At 68.1% G+C, this 18,889-nt stretch carries 17 protein-coding genes; 7 read left to right on the plus strand and 10 right to left on the minus strand.

Features of this window, described 5'->3' with window-relative positions:
* The first annotated feature begins 4 nt into the window (after positions 1–4).
* Positions 5–1,240 carry a multifunctional CCA addition/repair protein gene (locus ING98_06145; protein ID MCA3101433.1) on the plus strand — a complete coding sequence of 412 codons (1,236 nt, stop codon included), beginning with the start codon at positions 5–7 and terminating at the stop codon, positions 1,238–1,240.
* Positions 1,241–1,243: 3 nt separating this feature from the next.
* On the opposite strand, the gene ING98_06150 is transcribed toward ING98_06145, so the two are convergent.
* Both ING98_06150 and ING98_06155 read right to left on the minus strand, forming a co-directional pair.
* The gene (locus ING98_06150) at positions 1,244–2,578 is read right to left on the minus strand and encodes a DEAD/DEAH box helicase (protein ID MCA3101434.1); all 1,335 of its coding nucleotides are present in this window, start codon (positions 2,576–2,578) and stop codon (positions 1,244–1,246) included.
* A gap of 157 nt (positions 2,579–2,735) precedes the next feature.
* Complete coding sequence (locus tag ING98_06155; protein ID MCA3101435.1) at positions 2,736–3,086, minus strand: hypothetical protein; 351 nt, start codon at positions 3,084–3,086, stop codon at positions 2,736–2,738.
* Here ING98_06155 and ING98_06160 point away from each other — a divergent pair.
* Positions 3,055–4,338 (plus strand): protein kinase, encoded by a 1,284-nt coding sequence (locus ING98_06160; protein MCA3101436.1) that lies wholly within the window; start codon positions 3,055–3,057, stop codon positions 4,336–4,338. The genes ING98_06155 and ING98_06160 overlap by 32 nt on opposite strands.
* Before the next feature lie 21 nt (positions 4,339–4,359).
* Here ING98_06160 and ING98_06165 read toward each other — a convergent pair whose 3' ends face one another.
* Positions 4,360–4,983: a glutathione S-transferase family protein gene (locus ING98_06165; GenBank protein MCA3101437.1), complete on the minus strand. Its 624-nt coding sequence runs from the start codon at positions 4,981–4,983 to the stop codon at positions 4,360–4,362.
* 139 nt (positions 4,984–5,122) lie between these two features.
* On the opposite strand from ING98_06165, the gene ING98_06170 reads away from it, so the two are divergent.
* From ING98_06170 to ING98_06180, 3 genes are all read left to right on the plus strand, one after another.
* The gene (locus ING98_06170; GenBank protein MCA3101438.1) at positions 5,123–5,794 is read left to right on the plus strand and encodes a response regulator transcription factor; all 672 of its coding nucleotides are present in this window, start codon (positions 5,123–5,125) and stop codon (positions 5,792–5,794) included.
* Positions 5,795–5,806: 12 nt separating this feature from the next.
* A complete protein-coding gene (locus tag ING98_06175) occupies positions 5,807–7,207 on the plus strand; it encodes a sensor histidine kinase N-terminal domain-containing protein (GenBank protein MCA3101439.1) in 1,401 nt (466 codons plus the stop codon).
* A gap of 194 nt (positions 7,208–7,401) precedes the next feature.
* Positions 7,402–8,598 carry a trypsin-like peptidase domain-containing protein gene (locus ING98_06180; protein MCA3101440.1) on the plus strand — a complete coding sequence of 399 codons (1,197 nt, stop codon included), beginning with the start codon at positions 7,402–7,404 and terminating at the stop codon, positions 8,596–8,598.
* Positions 8,599–8,676: 78 nt separating this feature from the next.
* Here the strand turns inward: ING98_06180 and ING98_06185 are convergent, their stop codons facing one another.
* Entirely contained in the window at positions 8,677–10,695 is a 2,019-nt protein-coding gene (locus tag ING98_06185; GenBank protein MCA3101441.1) for an ATP-binding cassette domain-containing protein, read from the minus strand.
* Between the two features lie 96 nt (positions 10,696–10,791).
* Here ING98_06185 and ING98_06190 point away from each other — a divergent pair, with 96 nt between their 5' ends.
* Positions 10,792–11,805 carry an NAD(P)-dependent oxidoreductase gene (locus ING98_06190; protein MCA3101442.1) on the plus strand — a complete coding sequence of 338 codons (1,014 nt, stop codon included), beginning with the start codon at positions 10,792–10,794 and terminating at the stop codon, positions 11,803–11,805.
* A gap of 107 nt (positions 11,806–11,912) precedes the next feature.
* Complete coding sequence (locus ING98_06195) at positions 11,913–12,515, plus strand: DUF1080 domain-containing protein (GenBank protein MCA3101443.1); 603 nt, start codon at positions 11,913–11,915, stop codon at positions 12,513–12,515.
* Between the two features lie 24 nt (positions 12,516–12,539).
* Here the strand turns inward: ING98_06195 and ING98_06200 are convergent, their stop codons facing one another.
* The 6 genes from ING98_06200 to ING98_06225 all read right to left on the minus strand — a co-directional run bounded on the left by ING98_06200 (position 12,540) and on the right by ING98_06225 (position 18,878).
* Positions 12,540–13,574, minus strand: coding sequence for a tripartite tricarboxylate transporter substrate binding protein (locus ING98_06200; protein ID MCA3101444.1), 1,035 nt, complete (start codon positions 13,572–13,574; stop codon positions 12,540–12,542).
* A 62-nt stretch (positions 13,575–13,636) separates the two neighbouring features.
* Positions 13,637–15,142, minus strand: coding sequence for a tripartite tricarboxylate transporter permease (locus ING98_06205; GenBank protein ID MCA3101445.1), 1,506 nt, complete (start codon positions 15,140–15,142; stop codon positions 13,637–13,639).
* Between the two features lie 19 nt (positions 15,143–15,161).
* A complete protein-coding gene (locus tag ING98_06210) occupies positions 15,162–15,662 on the minus strand; it encodes a tripartite tricarboxylate transporter TctB family protein (protein ID MCA3101446.1) in 501 nt (166 codons plus the stop codon).
* Positions 15,663–15,723: 61 nt separating this feature from the next.
* Positions 15,724–16,764: a tripartite tricarboxylate transporter substrate binding protein gene (locus tag ING98_06215; protein ID MCA3101447.1), complete on the minus strand. Its 1,041-nt coding sequence runs from the start codon at positions 16,762–16,764 to the stop codon at positions 15,724–15,726.
* A 132-nt stretch (positions 16,765–16,896) separates the two neighbouring features.
* Complete coding sequence (locus ING98_06220; GenBank protein ID MCA3101448.1) at positions 16,897–17,619, minus strand: ABC transporter ATP-binding protein; 723 nt, start codon at positions 17,617–17,619, stop codon at positions 16,897–16,899.
* Between the two features lie 32 nt (positions 17,620–17,651).
* Positions 17,652–18,878: an ABC transporter permease gene (locus ING98_06225; GenBank protein ID MCA3101449.1), complete on the minus strand. Its 1,227-nt coding sequence runs from the start codon at positions 18,876–18,878 to the stop codon at positions 17,652–17,654.
* Positions 18,879–18,889: the final 11 nt, after the last annotated feature.

Consider the following 18,889-nt stretch of genomic DNA (forward strand, 5'->3'; position numbering starts at 1 on the left):
GCTGATGGAAACCTTCCTGGTCGGCGGATCGGTGCGGGACGGACTGCTCGGACTGCCGGTGGTCGACCGCGACTGGGTGGTGGTGGGTGCGACACCGCAGCAGATGCTCGATCTCGGCTACCGAGCCGTCGGGCGTGATTTCCCGGTGTTCCTGCATCCGGTCACCCACGAAGAGCATGCGCTCGCGCGCACCGAGCGCAAGAGCGGGCCGGGCTATCGCGGTTTCGTCGTGCAGGCTTCGCCCGATGTGACGCTGGAAGAGGACCTCGCCCGACGCGACCTCACGATCAATGCGATCGCACGCGATGGCGCCGGCGCGCTCATCGACCCGCACCACGGTGTGCGCGACATCCAGGCGCGCGTGCTGCGCCATGTCAGTGCCGCGTTCGCCGAAGACCCGGTGCGCATCCTGCGGCTCGCGCGCTTCGCGGCGCGCTTCACCGATTTCACCGTCGCGCCGGAAACCCTTGCGCTGGCGCGCGGCATGGTCGATGCGGGCGAAGTGGATGCGCTGGTCGCCGAGCGGGTCTGGCAGGAACTGGCCAAGGGCCTGTCCGAGCGCGAACCGTCACGGATGATCCAGGTGTTGCGCGACTGCGGTGCCCTGGAGAAGGTGCTGCCCGAGGTCGATTGCCTTTTCGGTGTACCACAGCCGGCGGCGCACCACCCCGAGATCGATACGGGCGTGCACGTGACGATGGCGATCGACCTCGCCGCCCGCGAGCAGGCACCGCTGCCGGTGCGCTTCGCACTGCTGGTGCACGACCTGGGCAAGGGCACGACTCCGCCGGCCGAGTGGCCGCGGCATGTCGCGCACGAGCAGCGCGGGGTGCCGCTGATCGACGCGCTGTGCCGCCGGCTGCGCGTGCCGTCCGAATGCCATGACCTCGCCGGGCTGGTGGCGCGGTTCCACACCGACATCCACCGCGCACTCGAACTGCGCCCGGCTACCGTTCTGAGGGTGATCGAGGGCAGCGACGGCATGCGCCGGCCCGAGCGCTTCCTGCAGATGCTGCAGGCGTGCGAGTTCGATGCACGCGGCAGGCTGGGGCTGGCGTCCCGGCCCTATCCGCAACGGCTGCGGATGCAGGCTGCGCTGGAGGCGGCCCGCAGCATCGATGCCGGCGCGATCGCACGGGCATCGGCGCGCGACCGGATCGCAGACGAAGTCAGACGCGCCCGGCTGGCCGCCGTCACTGCGACGATCGGCAGCGCCGGTCGGGTTGAGCCGCCCGGCTAGTGCCTAGTCCGGCCGGCTGTACGAACGGGTCCGCGGTGCGCCCGTAGCGGCACGGTCGCGATGGCGGTAGTTGCCGCCGGGGCCGCCTGGTGCCGCCGGCTTTCCGGGGCGCCCGGCGCTCGGGCCGGTATGCCGGCGCACCGGTGCGCCGGACCGGTCGCGATCGTAAGGACGCGACGATGGCGCCGATGCGGAGCGCGGACGCGGCTCCAGGCCCGCGATCACGGTGATCGGGATCGTCTGCGACGTGAAGCGCTCGATCGTGCGTACGACGCCCCGGTCGCGGATGCCGATGAAGCTGATCGCGATGCCCTGGCGGCCGGCACGGCCGGTGCGCCCGATGCGGTGGACATAGTCTTCGGCCTGGCGCGGCAGGTCGTAGTTGATCACGTGCGAGATGCCCTGGACGTCGATGCCTCGAGCGGCCACATCGGTGGCGACGAGTACCCGCAGCCCGCCCGAGCGCAGCGACTGCAGCGTGCGTGATCGCTGGCTCTGCTTCATGTCGCCGTGCAGCGCGGCTGCCGAGAAGCCGCTCTGCAGCAGCGACTGCGCGAGGTCGTCGGCGGAACGCTTGGTCGACGTGAACACGATCGCCTGCTTCATGTCGACATCCCGCAGCAGGTGATCGAGCAGCCGGTTCTTGTGGCCCATGTCGTCGGCGATATGCATGCGCTGCTCGATGTTCACATGTGGCGTCTGCTGGCTGTCGACGGTGATGCGCACCGGATCTTTCAGCATCGAGGTGGCCAGGCGCACGATGCCCGGCTCCATCGTCGCGGAGAACAGCATCGTCTGGCGCGAGGCGGGCATCTTCGACACGATCGCGTCTAGGTCTTCGCTGAAGCCCATGTCGAGCATGCGGTCTGCCTCGTCGAGCACCAGCAACTGCAGCCGCGAAAGGTCGACGCGGCCGGAGTTCATCTGATCGAGCAGGCGGCCGGGGGTGGCCACCAGGATATCGACGCCCATCTTCAGCATCCGGTTCTGCACCGGGTAGGGCATCCCGCCGACGATCGATACCGTCTTCACGCGGCGCAGGTTGCGACCGTAGGTCTCGCTCGCCCGGGTGACCTGCATCGACAGCTCGCGCGTCGGGGTCAGCACCAGGACGCGCGGGCCATTGCCGTGGGCAGGATGCGGCACGGTCAGCAGTTGCAGCGCGGGCAGCATGAAGGCGGCGGTCTTGCCGCTGCCGGTCTGCGACGAAACCATCAGGTCGCGCCCCTGCAAGGCGACGGGGACCGCCTGTGCCTGCACTGCGGTGGGTTCGGTATAGCCGGCAGCCGTGACAGCTTCAAGAATGGGAGCGGCGAGGCCGAGTTCGGCGAATGTCATCTTCTGATTCCTCTGCGCTGCCATTCCGGTGGGAGCGCCTGCGATTGCGATGGGCAGAAGGGCACGCCGTCCGAAAGCGGAAACGGCAAGTCTGACGCGCAAACGAAACGCAGCAGTCGGCAGGCCCGTACACCGGCACCAACCGAATCACACTCCATCAGGCAAGCCTGAGGGAACGCTGCGGGAAGGAACATCCGTTCGCCTTGAAGCGGCGGATCGGCCTTCCGGAGAGGTCAGGGACGATGAGCAAAAACATTGTTCGCGTACGGAAGCGAAGTCGCAAAGTCATGTAAATTGCAACTGCACCGATCGCGGAAGCCGGAAGATACGCGAAATCGGGCAAGATACCAAGCGGATCCGACGCGGCTTCCGGCGCCCTGCTAAAGAACATGCGGCGCAAGCCGTAATTACAGACTTCTGCTTTTGCGACCTCACGCCCGAACGGGCGCGGGCTGCCCATGGCTGCCGACCCGAACATGCGCGAAGATTTCCCGAAGAAGATCGGCAAGTACCGCATCCTGCGCGAGTTGGGGCGCGGTGCCACCAGCAGCGTCTTCCTGGCTACCGACCCGTTCGGCGACCGCGAGGTGGCGATCAAGCTGTTCACCTGCACGGACTCGGCCGACGTACGCATGGCCCGCCGCTACCGCAATATGTATCTGAACGAAGCGACGCTGGCGGGCAAGCTGTTGCACCCCTACATCACGACGATCTTCGATGCGGTCGATGACGAGGATGCCAGCTACATCGTGATGGAGTACGTGCCGGGTGGCACGCTCGAGTACTACGCCAACGTCGCGCGTCTGCTGCCGGTCGAGCGGGTGATCGAGGTCGTGTTCAAGTGCGCGCAGGCGCTTTTCTTCGCCCAGCAGCGCGGCGTGATCCACCGCGACATCAAGCCGGCGAACATACTGGGTCACGCGGATACGCTGTTCAAGGTCAGCGACTTCGGGTCTGCGCTGTCGATGACCGCCGAGAACACGCAGATCAACGGCATCGGCTCGCCTGCCTACATGTCGCCGGAGCAGGTGCGCGACGAGCCCCTGACCCACCAGACCGACATCTACTCGCTGGGCGTGGTGCTCTACCAGCTGCTGACCGGAAAGCTGCCGTTCGCCGGCGGCAGCCATGCGAGCCTGGTCTACCAGATCCTCAACATCGAGGCGGTGAAACCCTCGGAAGCGCGCGAGGGTCTCTCGCCGGACCTCGACCGCATCACGATGCGCGCCATGGCGAAGGATGCAGCGCTTCGCTATGCGACGTGGCAGGAGTTCGCGGACGACCTGTCGCGCGTGGTCGGATCGCTGGCGTTGCCGCAGAGCGACCTGAACGATGCCGTGAAGTTCGCGGCAATCAAGGCGCTGAGTTTCTTTCGCGAGTTCGCGGACGTCGAGATATGGGAGGCGCTGCATGTCACCCGCTGGTGGCGCGCGGCCGCGTCTACGGTGCTGATCCGCGAAGGGGAGCAGGGCGACAGTTTCTTCATCCTGGCCGAGGGCGAGGTGCGCGTCTCGCGCGGTGGCACTACGCTGAACATCCTCGCGCCGGGCGACTGCTTCGGCGAGATGCTCTACTTCAGCGCTCCGGTCGCGCGGCGCACGACATCCATCACCACCCTGACTCCGACGATGGTGATCGAGATCAAGGCTTCATCGCTCAATACGGCCAGCGATGCGCTTCAGGTGAAGATGAACCGCGCGTTCCTGCGCATCCTGCTCGACCGCCTTACCCTGGCCAACGCGCGCCTCGCCTCAGCCTGAGCCGGGCCCGGGCTGCTACCGCTACTGCAACGTCATCACCACATGGTCGCGGTAACCGCTGCGCTCTTTCAGCCGGCCGTACCAGGCCTCGAGCGCCGGCAGGGGCGGGCGCTCGAAGTCCATGTTCAGGAAGCGGTGGACGGCGCAGCCCAGCGGGATGTCGCCCATCGTGAATGCATCGCCCGTCACGTAAGCATGGTCGGCCAGGTGGCTGTCGAGCAGCCGGAAGTGCTGGATGCTCTGCTCGATCGCCGATGCAACCGCCTTCGGATCGCGTTTTTCCGGCGCTACCCGGTACAGGTTGAAGAAGGCGATGCGCAGCGAGGTACCCCAGGCGCTGGTCGAGTGCCATTCCATCCAGCGATCGGCGTCGGCACGCGCCTGCAGCGACTTCGGGCACAGCGTGCCGCTGCCGTACCTTTCGGCCAGGTAGCGCACGATGGCGTTCGATTCCCACAGCACGAAGCCGTCGTCGTCGATCGTCGGCACCAGTCCGTTGGGATTCATCTGCCGGTACCAGTCTTCGGTGTTGCGCCCGAACTCGAGCCCGGCGTCGATGCGCTCGTACGGCGTACCGGTCTCCGCCAGGCACCAGAGTACCTTCTGCACGTTGATCGAAGTGATACGACCCCATACTTTCAGCATCCGCGTTGCCTCCGGAGGATAATCATGTCGCGGGGAGCCTAACCGGCCGTTAACGGTCGCGCGGATAGGCTCCGCGGCTCGAGTCTGACAGAAAGAGCGGTCGAGGCACCGACCGCGCCGCAGCAACCCTGGGCCACCGATGCGCATCCTGCTCGTAGAAGACGACACCATGATCGGCGACAGCGTGCGCTCGGCGCTCAAGCACGAGGGTTTTGCGGTCGACTGGGTACGGGATGGGCGTGCGGCGCAGGGCACGCTCGCCACCGAGCACTTCGACCTGGTTCTGCTCGATCTCGGCCTGCCGCAGGTCTCCGGCCTCGATGTGCTGCGTGCGCTGCGCGCCCAGAAGAATGCCACTCCGGTGATCATCGTCACCGCCCGCGACGACCTCGCCAGCCGGGTCGCCGGGCTGGACGCCGGTGCCGACGACTACCTCGTAAAGCCGTTCGAACTCGAAGAGCTGACCGCGCGGATGCGTGCCGTCATCCGCCGCCATGTCGGCCGTGCCGATCCGGCGATCGAAGTCGGGCCGGTCACGCTCGACCCCACCACGCGTACCGTCACTGTGCGCGGCGAGCAGGTGATCCTGTCCGCGCGCGAATACGCGGTGCTCGAGGCGATGATGCTGCGCCCGGGCGCGATCCTGTCGCGCGCGCAGCTCGAAGACCGGCTCTACGGCTGGGGCGAGGAGATCGAGAGCAACGCGATCTCGGTCTACATACACCAGATCAGGCGCAAGCTCGGCGACGATTTCATCCATACCGTGCGTGGCGTCGGCTACTACGTCGGCAAGCCGCGCGCCGGGCGCTGAGCGGGCGCGGCAATGCATTCGATCCAGGCGCGTGTCCTCTGGTCGTCGTTCGCGCTGGTGTCGCTGACGGCGCTGATCCTCGGCGCGGTTACCTATTTCGGCGTACTGCGCGAGACCGAGACGCTCTTCGACTACCAGCTCAAGCAGATGGCGCTCTCGCTGCGCGACCAGAGCGTGGGCACGCCCGTCGAGCAGGCGCTGCCGCCGCCGGAGCCCACCGATTTCGTGGTGCACGTATGGACCAGCGATGGCCAGGCCGTCTACCGCTCTCGCCATGTGCCCGGCATGCCTGGCGCCGTTTCGCTCGGTTTCTCGACGGTGCAGATCGCTGGCGATCAGTGGCGGATGTTCAGCCTCGGCTTCGGCAATCGCGTGATCCGGGTAGCGCAGCCGATGTCCGTGCGTCGGCAACTGGCGGCAGAGGCGGCGCTGCGCAGCGTGATGCCGCTGCTGGCGCTCGCCCCGCTGCTGGCACTGGCGGTCTGGTGGCTGGTCGGCTTTTCGCTCTGGCCCCTGCGCCGGGTCGCGAACGAGGTGAAAGGGCTGCAGGCGCAGGCCCTGGCGCCGATCGATTCCCGCGGGCTGCCGAGCGAGATCGAGCCGCTGGTCGGTTCGCTCAATGCGCTGCTCGGCCGGTTGCGCGGCGCCTTCGAAAAGCAGCAGGCATTCGTGGCCGATGCGGCCCATGAACTGCGCTCCCCGCTCACCGCGCTGAAGTTGCAGCTCGAGGTCCTCCAGCGCGCGGCTGAGCCCGATGCGCAGCGCGCGGCGACCGAGCGGCTTGCGGCCGGCATCGAGCGGGCGCGGCGCCTGGTCGAACAGCTCCTGACGCTGGCGCGCAGCGAGCCGCGCGACGACTCCGCAGGCATGCGCAGCAGTGCGCCGGTTCCGGTGCGCATCGACCTGGCGGAGACGGTCCACGATGCGGTCGTCGACACCGTCGCGCTCGCCGCCGATCGCGGCATCGAGCTGTCGCTCGAGCGCGGAGCGGAGCGTCCCGCCGCCGCCGATGGCACTGTCGCCGGCGTGGTACCGCAGGACCTCCATCGCGGCCCGGTCCATGCCGAATCGCCGGACCCGCAGGCGCTGTCCGCCCTGGTGCGCAACCTGGTCGACAACGCCGTCCGCTACGGGCGCGCCGGCGGACGCGTCGTGGTGCGCGTCGAGGCGACCGGGCAGGGGGCCCTGCTTACCGTCGACGATGACGGGCAGGGCATCCCCGTCGAGGAGCGCGAGCGCGTGTTCGACCGTTTCTACCGGCGCCATCCTGGCGAAACGACGGGCAGCGGACTGGGGCTTGCCATCGTGCGCGCGATCGCCGAACGGCATCGCGCCACCATCGTGCTCGACGATGCGCCGATCGGCGGCCTGCGCGTGCAGGTGCGCTTTCCCGTCGTCGCCGAAACGGCTTAACGCGATGCTAATCGTTCGCTAACCCGGCGCTCATGTCCTGCGCAGACCATCCGTCACGCAAGGCGCGCGCGCCTCGTGCGCGCCGATGGTGACAGGAGGACTGCATGCAGGAACGTATCGAAGGTAGTGGCATCCCCGGCGGCGGGCAGCCGCAGGCGAGCGTCGCGCACACGCGGCTCAAACCGGTCGTCAGGATGCTGTTTCTGGCTGCTGTGCTGGCAGCTGGCACCGCGCTGGCCTGGAACCCCGCGCGGTACATCGTCGACTCAGCCGTGCATCCGGCCACCGAGCGTACGTCCGCGCCAGCCGCGCGTATGGCCGAGGCCAGCCTGGCCGTCCCGATTCCGCCGATGCCCGCACCGAACTATCGCGCGATCGTCGAGCGGTTCGGTCCGTCGGTGGTCGGCATCAATGTCGCCGGCACGCGGCCGGTCGCCCGCAATCCGTCCGATCCGATGCAGCAGTTCTTCCGCGGCCTGCCCGGCATGCCGCAGCCGCGCGGCGATGCGCCTTTCCGTGGCCAGGGCTCGGGGTTCATCGTCAGCGCCGACGGCCTGGTGCTGACCAATGCCCATGTCGTGCGCGATGCGAAGGAGGTGACGGTCAAGCTCCAGGACCGTACCGAACATCGTGCGCGCGTGCTCGGCATCGACCCGGCCACCGATATCGCGGTACTCAGGATCGACGCGGCCAACCTGCCGGCGGTGGTACTGGGCGATCCGTCGCAGGTGCGGGTCGGCGACTACGTGCTGGCGATCGGTGCGCCGTTCGGATTCGAGCAGAGTGCTACCCAGGGCATCGTCAGCGCCAAGGGGCGTGCGCTCCCCGGCGACTCCCGCGTGCCCTTCATCCAGACCGATGCTGCGGTCAACCCGGGCAACTCCGGTGGGCCCCTGTTCGACGGGTCCGGCCGGGTGATCGGCATCAACTCGCAGATCTATTCCAGCAGCGGCGGCTTCCAGGGGCTCGCGTTCGCGATCCCGATCGACGTGGCGATGCGCGTGAAGGACCAGATCGTGGCCACCGGGCGGGTCGACCATGCGCGCCTCGGCGTGGTGGTCCAGGACCTCGACCAGGCGCTTGCCGAGTCGTTCGGCCTGCCCCGGCCGGATGGTGCGGTGATCAGCGCCGTGCAGCCGGGCAGCGCTGCGGCCGCAGCCGGGCTCAGGCCGGGCGACGTGGTCGTGCGCGTCGCCGGCCAGCCGGTGAACACTGCGGCCGAACTGTCGCAGCGGATCGGCGCCGCGCGCCCCGGCGAGACGCTGTCGCTGCAGGTGTGGCGCGAACGTGCGCCGCGCGAGGTCAGGGTGCGGTTGCAGGCGGTTGCGCAGGCCGAGTCGGCCGAGGTGACTCGTCCGTCAGCCGCGCCCGCACATCGCCAGCCTGGGTGAGCGGCTGGTAGTGCTCGCTCACTTCAGCATGTCGTCCGGCCAATCGGCCGGACGTTTGCGATGGCTTCGGAGCCCGCGCTACAGGGCCGCCATGCGGGCCAGCGTTTCCTGGCGAGCCATCCAGTCGGCTTCCGCCAGGTCCAGCCGTTTGCCGATATCGCCGCTGCGCGCGAGTGCCGCAGCCAGTTCGGCCTGCCGCGGCGGCAGGTAGAGATCCGGATCTCCGAGCAGCGCGTCGAGCCTGGCCTTTTCCGTGGTCAGACGCTCGATTTCCTGCTCGAGTTTCGCGATCTCGCGCTCGATCGGCTTGCGTTGCCCACCCGTGGACCTGCCGTCATGCGTTTTCGCCGCCGTTGCCTTCGCGGCTGCAGCCTTGGGCACCGCTGCCGCTGCCTCTGGCGGCGCGGCGGGCACGCTGGCGCCCTGCGCCTGGGGCTGCGCCTTCGCGGCCTGCCGGGCGGCTGCACGCGTGCGCTGCTCGAGCCACTGGCGGTAGTCGTCGAGATCGCCGTTGAACGGCTCGACCTTGCCATCGGCGACCAGGATGAACTCGTCTGCGGTCGAGCGCAGCAGGTGGCGATCGTGGGACACCAGGATCAGCGTGCCGTCGAACTGTGCGAGTGCCATGGTCAGCGACTCGCGCATCTCGAGGTCGAGGTGGTTGGTCGGTTCGTCGAGCAGCAGCAGGTTCGGCCGGCGGAACACGATCATCGCCAGTGCCAGGCGCGCCTTCTCGCCGCCGGAGAACGGCGCGATCTTCGATACCGCCATGTCGCCGCCGAAGTCGAAGCGGCCCAGGAAGGCGCGCAGTTCGCCTTCCTTCGCCCGCGAGTTGATCTCGCGCGCGAGTCGGGTGATGTGGCCGATCGGGGTGTCGTCCGGTCGCAGCCGTTCGATCTCGTGCTGGGCGAAGTAGCCGATGGCAAGGTTGCGGCCGAGGGTGAGCTCGCCACCCAGCGGCGCCAGTTCACCGGCCAGCGTGCGCACCAGCGTGGTCTTGCCCTGGCCGTTGGCACCGAGCACGCCGATCCGCTGGCCCGGGATCAGCGTGAGGCTCACGCTGCCGAGGATGACCGTCGGCCTGCCGGTGCCCGGGCCGGGTCTCAGACTTGCGTCGCTGCCGCCGGCGGGGTATCCACAGGCGACGTGGTCCATGTGGATCATCGGGTTCGGGCTCTGCCCGGCATCGTAGAACTCGAACTGCACCGGGCTGGAAGCATGGGCTGGCGCGACCAGCGTCATCCGCTCCAGCGCCTTCACCCGGCTCTGCGCCTGGCGCGCCTTGCTCGCCTTGGCCTTGAAGCGCGCGATGAACGATTCCAGGTGGGCGATGTGCGCCTGCTGCTTGATGAATGCGGACTGCTGCACGGCGAGCTGTATCGCGCGTTCCTTCTCGAAGGTCGAGTAGTTGCCCCCGTAGCGCTTGAGCGTGCCGCCGTCCAGGTGCAGGGTGACGTTGATCGCCGAGTCGAGGAAGTCGCGGTCGTGGGAGATGATCACCAGCGTGCCCGGATAGCGCGCCAGCCATTCTTCCAGCCAGACGATCGCGTCTAGGTCGAGGTGGTTGGTCGGTTCGTCCAGCAGCATCAGGTCGGACGGCGACATCAGCGTCTGCGCCAGCGCCAGCCGCATCTTCCAGCCGCCAGAGAAGCTCGACACCGGATTGTCGAGCTGTGCGGGCTTGAAGCCCAGGCCGAGCAGCAGCGACTCGGCGCGCGAGCGGGCGGTATACGCATCGTGGTCGGCCAGCTTCGCGTGGAGTTCGCCGGCGGCGTGCCCGTCGTGGGCAGCCTCGGCCTTCTCGAGGTCTGCTTCCAGCTGGCGCAGTTCGCGGTCACCGTCGATCACGAACTCGGTGGCGCCGCGCTCGCTGTGCGGCGCGTGCTGTGCCACGTGCGCAATGCGCCAGTGTGCCGGGATGAAGACGTCGCCGGCATCGGGCAGCAATTCCCCGAGCAGCAGCGAGACGAGGGACGACTTGCCGCTGCCGTTGTCGCCGACCAGCCCGACATGCTCGCCGGGGGCGATCTGGACGGTTGCATCGGAGACGAGCAGCTTGGCGCCGCGGCGCAGGGCGAGGTTCTGGAAGCGGATCATCCGCCGATTATCGCCCGCCGGGCAGGTAACATCGACGCTCGATTGCACGGATGCACGAAGGTGCTTCCGCGCTGCACGCAACTGCAAGGGGGTGGCATGGCGATCCTGGTGACCGGCGGCAGCGGTTATGTGGGGCTCAACGTGGTGGAGGCGCTCGCACGCGCCGGGCGCGAGGTGGTCTCGTTCGACATGACGCTACCGCCGCCTGTGGCCGCGGTGGAGCTGTCCGCACTGCCCGGGAGGGTGCATGCCGTCGATGGCGACCTGATGGATGCGGGGGCGCTCGACCGGGCGTTCCGTACGGTGCCGATCGAAGCGGTGATACACACGGCCGCGGTGACCTCCGGTCCCGCGCGCGAGGCCTCCGAGCCGGCGCGGGTGTTGCACGTGAACGTGCTGGGCACCATCGGCCTGCTGGAGGCTGCCCGGCGGGCTTGCGTACGGCGCGTGGTGATCACCAGTTCGGGCGCCGCCTACGGCGAGTCGCTCTACCGGCCGGGTCTGATGGACGAAGATGCAACGCCGGTGCTGCCGACGACGCTCTATGCCACCAGCAAGTACGCGGCCGAACGTGCCGCGCGCCGGCTGGCCGAGCTGTGGCAGATGGAGGTCGCCTGCACCCGGCTCGGTACGCTGATCGGGCCCTGGGAGCGCGACGGCTCTGCTCATGCGCAGGGCGTGCGCGACAACTTCGGCCCGCATTCGCAGCTCGCGCGCATCGCGGTGGCCGGCGGCGAGGCCCTGCTCCCGGCGGACGAATGCACGCGCGACTGGGTCTACAGCCCGGATGTCGGCCGTGCGCTGGTGCTGCTCGCCGATGCCCCGTCGCTGCCGCACTTCGTCTACAACCTGAGCGCAGGCATCGACTGGAGCGGGGATATCGCCGAATGGTGCGAGGTGCTCGCCGCACGCTTCCCGGCGTTCTGCCACCGCATCGCGCGGCCGGGCGAGGCGCCGAACGTGCACTACACCGATCGCGCGCGCAGCCTGATGGCGGTGGAACGGTTCGAGGCGGACCATGGCTTCGTCGCCACCCGCGATCGCACCGTGATCCACCGCGCATTCGCCGACTGGGTGGGGCGGGTGGGCAGCGCCTGGTACGCGGGCTGAGCGCGCCTGCCGGGCCCTTCTGCTTTCGCGCCGGTGCTGCTATCGTGTCCGGAAAGATACAACGACAGCGACCACGATCGCGACCCTGACCACAGGAGGAGACCTGCATGAACGGAATTCCGGCTTTCCGGGCCTTTACGGCCCTGCTCTGCTTCGCCGCAGCCCTGCTGGCCGGCTGTGCATCCGCACCGTCGGGCACGGGCTGGGTGACACTGATCGACGGCGGCAAGGGCCTCGAGAACTTCACCCGGCTCGGCGACGCCAACTGGCGAGTGGTCGATGGTGCGATCCAGGCCGACCGCAAGAACGGCACGCCGGCCGGCATCCTGCTGTCGAAGGATTCCTGGCGCGACTTCGATCTCTACGCCGAGTTCTGGGCCGACGAGGAGGCCAACAGCGGCATCTACATCCGTGTGACCAACCGCGAGGTGGTGAACACGAAGGGCTCGTACGAGGTGCAGATCTGGGACAAGAGCCCGACCTTCGCGACCGCCTCGCTGATGCCGCCGGCGAAGGCTGCGTCGACCTTCAAGGCTGCCGGACGCTGGAACACGATGCGGGTCACGGCGAAGGGCGACCGCATGACGGTGTCGATGAACGGCGAGCAGGCAGTGGATGTCGAGGACAAGGCCTTCCCCGCCGGGCCGATCGCCCTGCAGTACAACGCCGGGATCATCCGTTTCCGCAAGCTGATGATCCGGCCGCTGTAGCGCCCGCAGGGGGCGCTGCAGCGGTCAGTCCGGCACCGCCCCCGACACCCGGATCACCTCTGCCCATTTGCGGTTCTCCCTGCGGATGAACTCGACATAGGCGGTGGGGCCGAGGAATGTCGCGGTCCCACCGACGCCTGCGAAGCGTTCCTGCACGTCTGGCATCGCGACCAGTCGTGCGCTGTCCTTCGCCAGGCGGTCCACGACCGCCGCCGGCATGCCTGCCGGGCCGGACAGCCCGGTCCAGATGCTGCCTTCGACGCTCGGGTAGCCAGCCTCGGTCATCGTCTGCACGTCCGGGAACAGCGCAGCGCGCTTTTCCGACAGCGCCGCGATCACGCGCAGCCGGCCAGCCTTCACCTGGCTGATCAGCGACGGCAGGCTGTCGAACATCACCTGCACCTGGCCGCTGGCGATGTCGGTCACGGCGGCGGCCGCACCCTTGTACGGGACATGCGTCATTGGTATGCCGGTGGCCAGCTTGAACTGCTCGCCCATCAGTTGCGGGCCGCTGCCGTTGCCGGCCGAGGCGAACAGGAAGCCGCCGGGCTTCGCCTTCGCGAGCGCGATGAATTCCTTCACTGTCTTCGCTGGCAGGTCGGCATTGATCGCCATCAGCGCCGGCAGGATCGCGACCAGCGCGACGTGGGTGAAGTCGCGGAAGGCGTCGTACGGCAGCTTGCGATAGAGCACCGGTGCGACGCCGTGCGACGTGCTCGACGACAGCAGCAGGGTGTGCCCGTCGGGCGTTGCCTTCGAGACCAGTTCGGATGCGGCGATGCCGCCGGCGCCTGCACGGTTCTCGACCAGTACCTGCTGCCCGAGCGACTCCGTGAGCTTCGAGCCGACCACGCGAGCCGTGAAGTCGAGCGCGCCGCCCGGGGGTACGTGGACGATCAGGCGCAGCGGGCGGTCGGGGAAGGCTGGCTGTGCGGCAGCGGTCGGCGGCAGTGCCACGGCCAGCAGTGCCGTCCCGCCGGCCAGGGCCGCGGTGGCCATCGTGCGCCCGGCGCCCGCCCGCTGGCTGCGCTGCGGCCGTGATGAATCGATTCGCTCCATGGCGGTTTCTCCTGCTGACGTCCGTGGCTTCAAGGGCGGTCCGTGCCGCGTCAAGGCTCCGTTCAGGCTGCGACAGTCCGTCTGCCGAACCTGCGCAGCAGCGGTGCGATGAACGGTATCGAAAGTGCAAGCGCGCTCGCGGCAAGCAGTGCGATGCAGATCGGGCTGCGCACGAACACGCCCGGGTCCGCCCCGGAGATGGTCATCGCCTGCCGGAACGATTGCTCCATCATGCCACCGAGCACGAGCGACAGCACGAGCGGCGCGACCGGGATCGCCATCTTGCGGAACACGTAGCCGATCACGCCGAAACCCAGCGCCAGGTATAGCTCGAAGATGTTGCCGTTGACTGCGAAGATGCCGATCGCCGAGATCGACACCACCATCGGCAGCAGCAGCCCGATCGGTATGTAGAGCAGGCGCACGAACACCCCGACCAGTGGCAGGTTCAGTATCAGCAGCACGAGGTTGCCGATGTACATGCTGGCGATCAGCCCCCAGACCAGATCGGGCCGCTTCTCGAACAGCAGCGGCCCGGGCTGCAGCCCGTACATGATGAAGGCCGCCAGCAGCACCGCGGTCGAGCCGGAGCCCGGTACCCCCAGCGTCAACAGCGGGACCATCGCGCCGCCGGTCGATGCATTGTTCGCCGCCTCGGGCCCGGCGACGCCTTCGATCATGCCGGTTCCGAACTTCGCCTTGTCGCGCGAGAGCATGCGCTCGACGCTGTACGACAGGATGGTGGCGATGGTCGCGCCGGCGCCCGGCAGCACGCCCTTGAAGAATCCGATTCCGGTGCCGCGCACGATGGGCATCAGCGACCGCCGCCACTCGTCGCGGGTCAACCAGAGGCTGCCCGACAGCCGTACGATCTCCGAGCGTCCCTTCAGCAGGTCTTCCAGGCCGATGAAGACCTCGGCGATCGCGAACAGTCCCACCACCACGACGATGAAGCCGATGCCGTCCTGGAGTTCGGGCATGTCGAAGGTGAATCGCTGCTGCCCGCTCTGCAGGTCGATGCCGATGGTGGCGAACATCAGCCCGAGGAACATCGACAGCAGGCCCTTGGCCAGCGAAGCCCCGGTCAATGCAGCCACCGAAGTCATTGCGAACAGCATCAGCGTGAAGTATTCGGCAGGTCCGAACCTGAGCGCGAAGCCCGCGAGCGGCACCGCGAGCAGCGACAGCAGCACCACCGAAGCGGTGCCGGCGATGAAGGAGGCGATCGCCGAGATCGCCAATGCCGCGCCTGCACGCCCGCCGCGCGCCATCGCGTAGCCGTCGAGCGCGGTCATCACCGACGACGATTCGCCGGGTGTGTTGATCAGGATCGATGTGGTCGACCCGCCGTACATCGCGCCGTAGTAGATGCCGCACAGCATGATCAGCGAAGAGGTCGGTTCGATGCCGTAGGTGATCGGCAGCAGGAGCGCGATCGCGGCAGCCGGGCCGATGCCGGGCAGCACCCCGATGACCGTGCCGAGCAGGCAGCCCAGGAACACATAGGCCAGGTTGACCGGCTGGGTGGCTACCGAGAAACCATTGAGCAGGTGATCGAATGCGTCCAAGGGTGGCGTCTTTCCCGCGTCAGAAGGGCAGGATGCCCTGTGGCAACCGCACCGACAGCACACGGGTGAACAGAAGCCAGGCGCCGATGGTGAAGCCGGCTGCCGTGCAGAGGTTGGTGACCCTGTGTCCGGCGTTGAACACCGACATCAGCCCGAGCAGGAAGACCACCGTGGACAGCAGGAACCCGACGCGTTCGAACACGAAGAAGTAGACCCCGGTCCAGGTTGTGATGCCGGCGACCATCAGCGTCGAGTGGAGGTCGAAGGGCAGGTTGCCCTCGAGCAGCACGGGTATCCGGCCATCGCCCGTGCGCCAGAGGTCGACCACCATCAGCAGTGCGCACAGGAGAAGCCCGCCGCTGACCAGGATCGGGAAAATCTGCGGGCCGAGCGGATCGGCGAGCTCCGGGTGGGGCAGCGCCAGCGTCGCGCGCAGGTAGGCTGCCGCAGTCGCCAGCGTGGCAAGCAGCATCAGGATCGCCGGCAGCCGGCGTGGAGCCGGCGCGGAGGGCAGGTTCATCGGAAAACCGGCGCCCGCGCGGGTGTCGGGCAGTGCCGCCGCCCGCCACGGGCGCCATGCATCACTGGCCGGCCTTCAGTGCGCCGAGCTCGGACATGATGCTGCGTGCTTCTTCATGTTCTTTCTTCAGGAAGGCTGCCGTTTCGCGCGACGGCATGAAGCCGTAGTCCCAGCCGTTGTCGGCGACGAACTTCTTCCACTCCGGTGTCTTCATCGTGCGCGCGAACACGTCGTCCCAGAAATCGATCTGCGGCTGGGTCATTGCGCGCGGCCCGAGGAAGACATACCAGCTGTCCTGGATCACGTCGAAGCCCATCTCGCGGAACGTGGGCACGTCGGGCATGCTCGCCGTGCGTTTCGGCGACGAAATGCCGAGGATGCGCATCTTGCCCGACTGCATGTGCGGCACGGCGTTGTTCGACGCGTTGACCATTGCGTCGATATGCCCTCCGAGCACGTTGGTGGCAGCCTCGGCGCCCCCGCCGAAGGTGACCATGCGCAACCTGCGCGGGTCTGCGCCGACCGCGCGGGCGAGCAGGGCGACCACGAAGTGGTTCGTGCTGGCCAGCGTGCTGCCGGGCGAGATGGTCAGCGATGCCGGATCCTTGCGCAGGCGATCGGCGAAATCCTTCAGCGTCTTGATCGGCGATTCCGTGCGTACCGCCAGCGACACCGGCTCGGTGCCGATGTAGGGCAGGACGGTCAGGTCGTTGTAGGTCAGGTTGGTACGGCCTGCGAGCTGGTTGGTCAGGATGCCTGCCTGCGCGATGGCGATGTAATGGGCATCGCCTGTTTTCTGGCTGACGTAGGTGTACGCCAGCGTCCCGCCACCGCCGACCCGGTTGGTGACCACCGCATCGACGATCTTGTTGTCCGCCCAGATCTTCTGCAGCGCGCGTGCGGCCTTGTCGTTGCCGCCGCCCGGAGATGCCAGCACCACCAGTTCGACCGTCCGGCTGGGCTTCCAGGGCTGCGCCTGCACCGGGCCCGCAGCGAGCGCGAAACCGAGCAGCGCGCCGGCCGCCAGCACGGCCAGGCGGTTGATCGAGCGGGGTACCTGGCGCAGCGCCTCGGGTGCCGCCCGCATCGGGTGTCGTGACATGCAGGAATCAGGTTGCATCAAGCCGCTCCGTCGTTCGGGGGAAAGGTGGCCGAAATGGCCGGACCGCAGATTCTGCAAGCAATCGACATACCACCGCAATCCCGGATGCTTGCAATTCGACCCGGACGGCCATCAAGACGCGCCGGTGGCAACCGCGGTGCGCGTGACCCCTCCGTCGCGCTCGATCATGCCGTCGCGCAGCTCGATCACGCGGTCGCAGCGAGCCGCCAGTCGCGGATCATGGGTGACGATGATGAATGCGCAGCCGCGTTCGATGTTGAATCGGCGCAGCAGCGCGAAGGCTTCGTCCGCACTGTGCGTATCCAGGTTGCCGGTGGGTTCGTCGGCGAGCACGAGGGCGGGCGCGAGCGCCAGTGCGCGGGCGATGGCCACCCGCTGCTGCATGCCTCCCGACAGTTCGCCGGGGCGCTTGTCGAATGCGCCCGAGAGGCCGACGGCCGACAGCAGTTCGCCCGCGCTCTTGCGGTTGGCCCGGGTGAATGCCCCGTCGCGCATCAGCCCGGGCAGCATCACGTTCTCGAGCGCGCTGAACTCGGGCAGCAGGTGGTGGAACTGGAACACGAAGCCGAGGGTATCGAGCCGGGCGCGTGTGCGCTCGTCGTCGCTGGCAGCTCCGATCGGTACGCCCTTGAGCAGGTATTCGCCCGCGCTCGGGCGATCGAGCAGGCCGATCAGGTTGAGCAGCGTGCTCTTGCCCGAGCCGGACGGACCGATCAGCGATGTGAACTCTCCCGGTCCGACCGCGAGGTCGATGCCGTGCAGCACTGCGGCCTCGTTCGGCAATCCCTCGTTGAAGCGCTTGTGCACGCCCGACATCGAAACGACGGGCTGCATGGCAGGCAGGGCGGGAGCGGGCGGTCGCGTGCTCACATCCGTATCGCCTGTGCAGGGTCGAGGCGCGCGGCGCGCCGCGCGGGCAGCATCGCCGCGACCACGCCCAGCAGGATGGCGCCCAGGGTGGTGTACAGGTACAGGGGCATGTCGACATGGGCATTGAACAGCCGGGTGCCATCGGCCGAGGTGAGGATGCCGCTCATGAACGAGGCCAGGCCGTAGCCCATCGCGCAGCCGAGCAACGACCCGATCAGCCCGATGATCGCGCCCTGCAGCAGGAACACCCGCAGCACGCGTCCGCGCGACGTGCCCATCGCCCGCAGGATGCCGATCTCGCGTGTCTTCTGCACCACGGCGACCATCAGCACGCTGGCCACGCCGATCGCGACCACCAGCCCGAAGCACAGGCGGATCAACCGAGTCATCAGCGTCTGGTTCGACAGCGCGACCATCAACTGTCGGTTGGTGCGGATCCAGCTTTCGACCAGGTGCGGGGTGACTCGAGAGAGGTCGGCTGCGACGCGTTCAGCCTCCCACAGGTCATCCACCGTGACATCGATGCTGGTCACGCCGCCGGGCAGGGCATGCAGGGCCTGCGCGGTCGCCAGCCCGACATAGGCGTAGAGCTGGTTCAGGTTCTTCGCGCCGAGGTCGAAGATGCCGCGTACCCGGTAGGTGTCGCCGGTGGAACTCGGCGTCGACAGCCTTACCGTGTCGCCGATGCCTACCCCCAGGTCTTCCGCCAGGTCGCGCCCGAGCAGCACGTCGCCGGGATCGACCCGGAGCGTACCCGCGACGAGCTTCTGGTCGAGGCGGGTGACGGCTGCATGGTACTCGGGCACGATCCCGATGATGCTCAAGGACTTGTTCGAATCGCCGCGCGTGACCAGGCCCGGGCCGGCGGCAAGCGGCGAGATCGCACGCACGTCGGCGTTCTCGCGCAGGCGTGCGACCGTGGCCTGCCACTGATCGATCGAACGCAGCCGTTGCCCGCGCGGCTGGACATCGGCCAGCACGACCGGCGATCCGTCCGGCGAACGCGCCGCGCGCAGTGGCCGCGCGATTTCTTCGACCGGCTTGACCGTCAGGTGTGGCTGCACGCCCAGGGTACGCTGCACGATGTCGCGCTGCAGTTCGCCGAGGAAGCCAGTGATGAACACGATGAACGAGATGCCCAGTGCGGCGCCGACCACGATCAGCGCGGTCTGCAGCCCGCCTTCGCGCAGGAAGCGCCAGGCGACGATCCATTCGAAGCGCATCACCGGCAGTC

The organism is Rhodocyclaceae bacterium (assembly GCA_020248265.1).
Taxonomy (GTDB): Bacteria; Pseudomonadota; Gammaproteobacteria; order Burkholderiales; family CAIKXV01; genus CAIKXV01.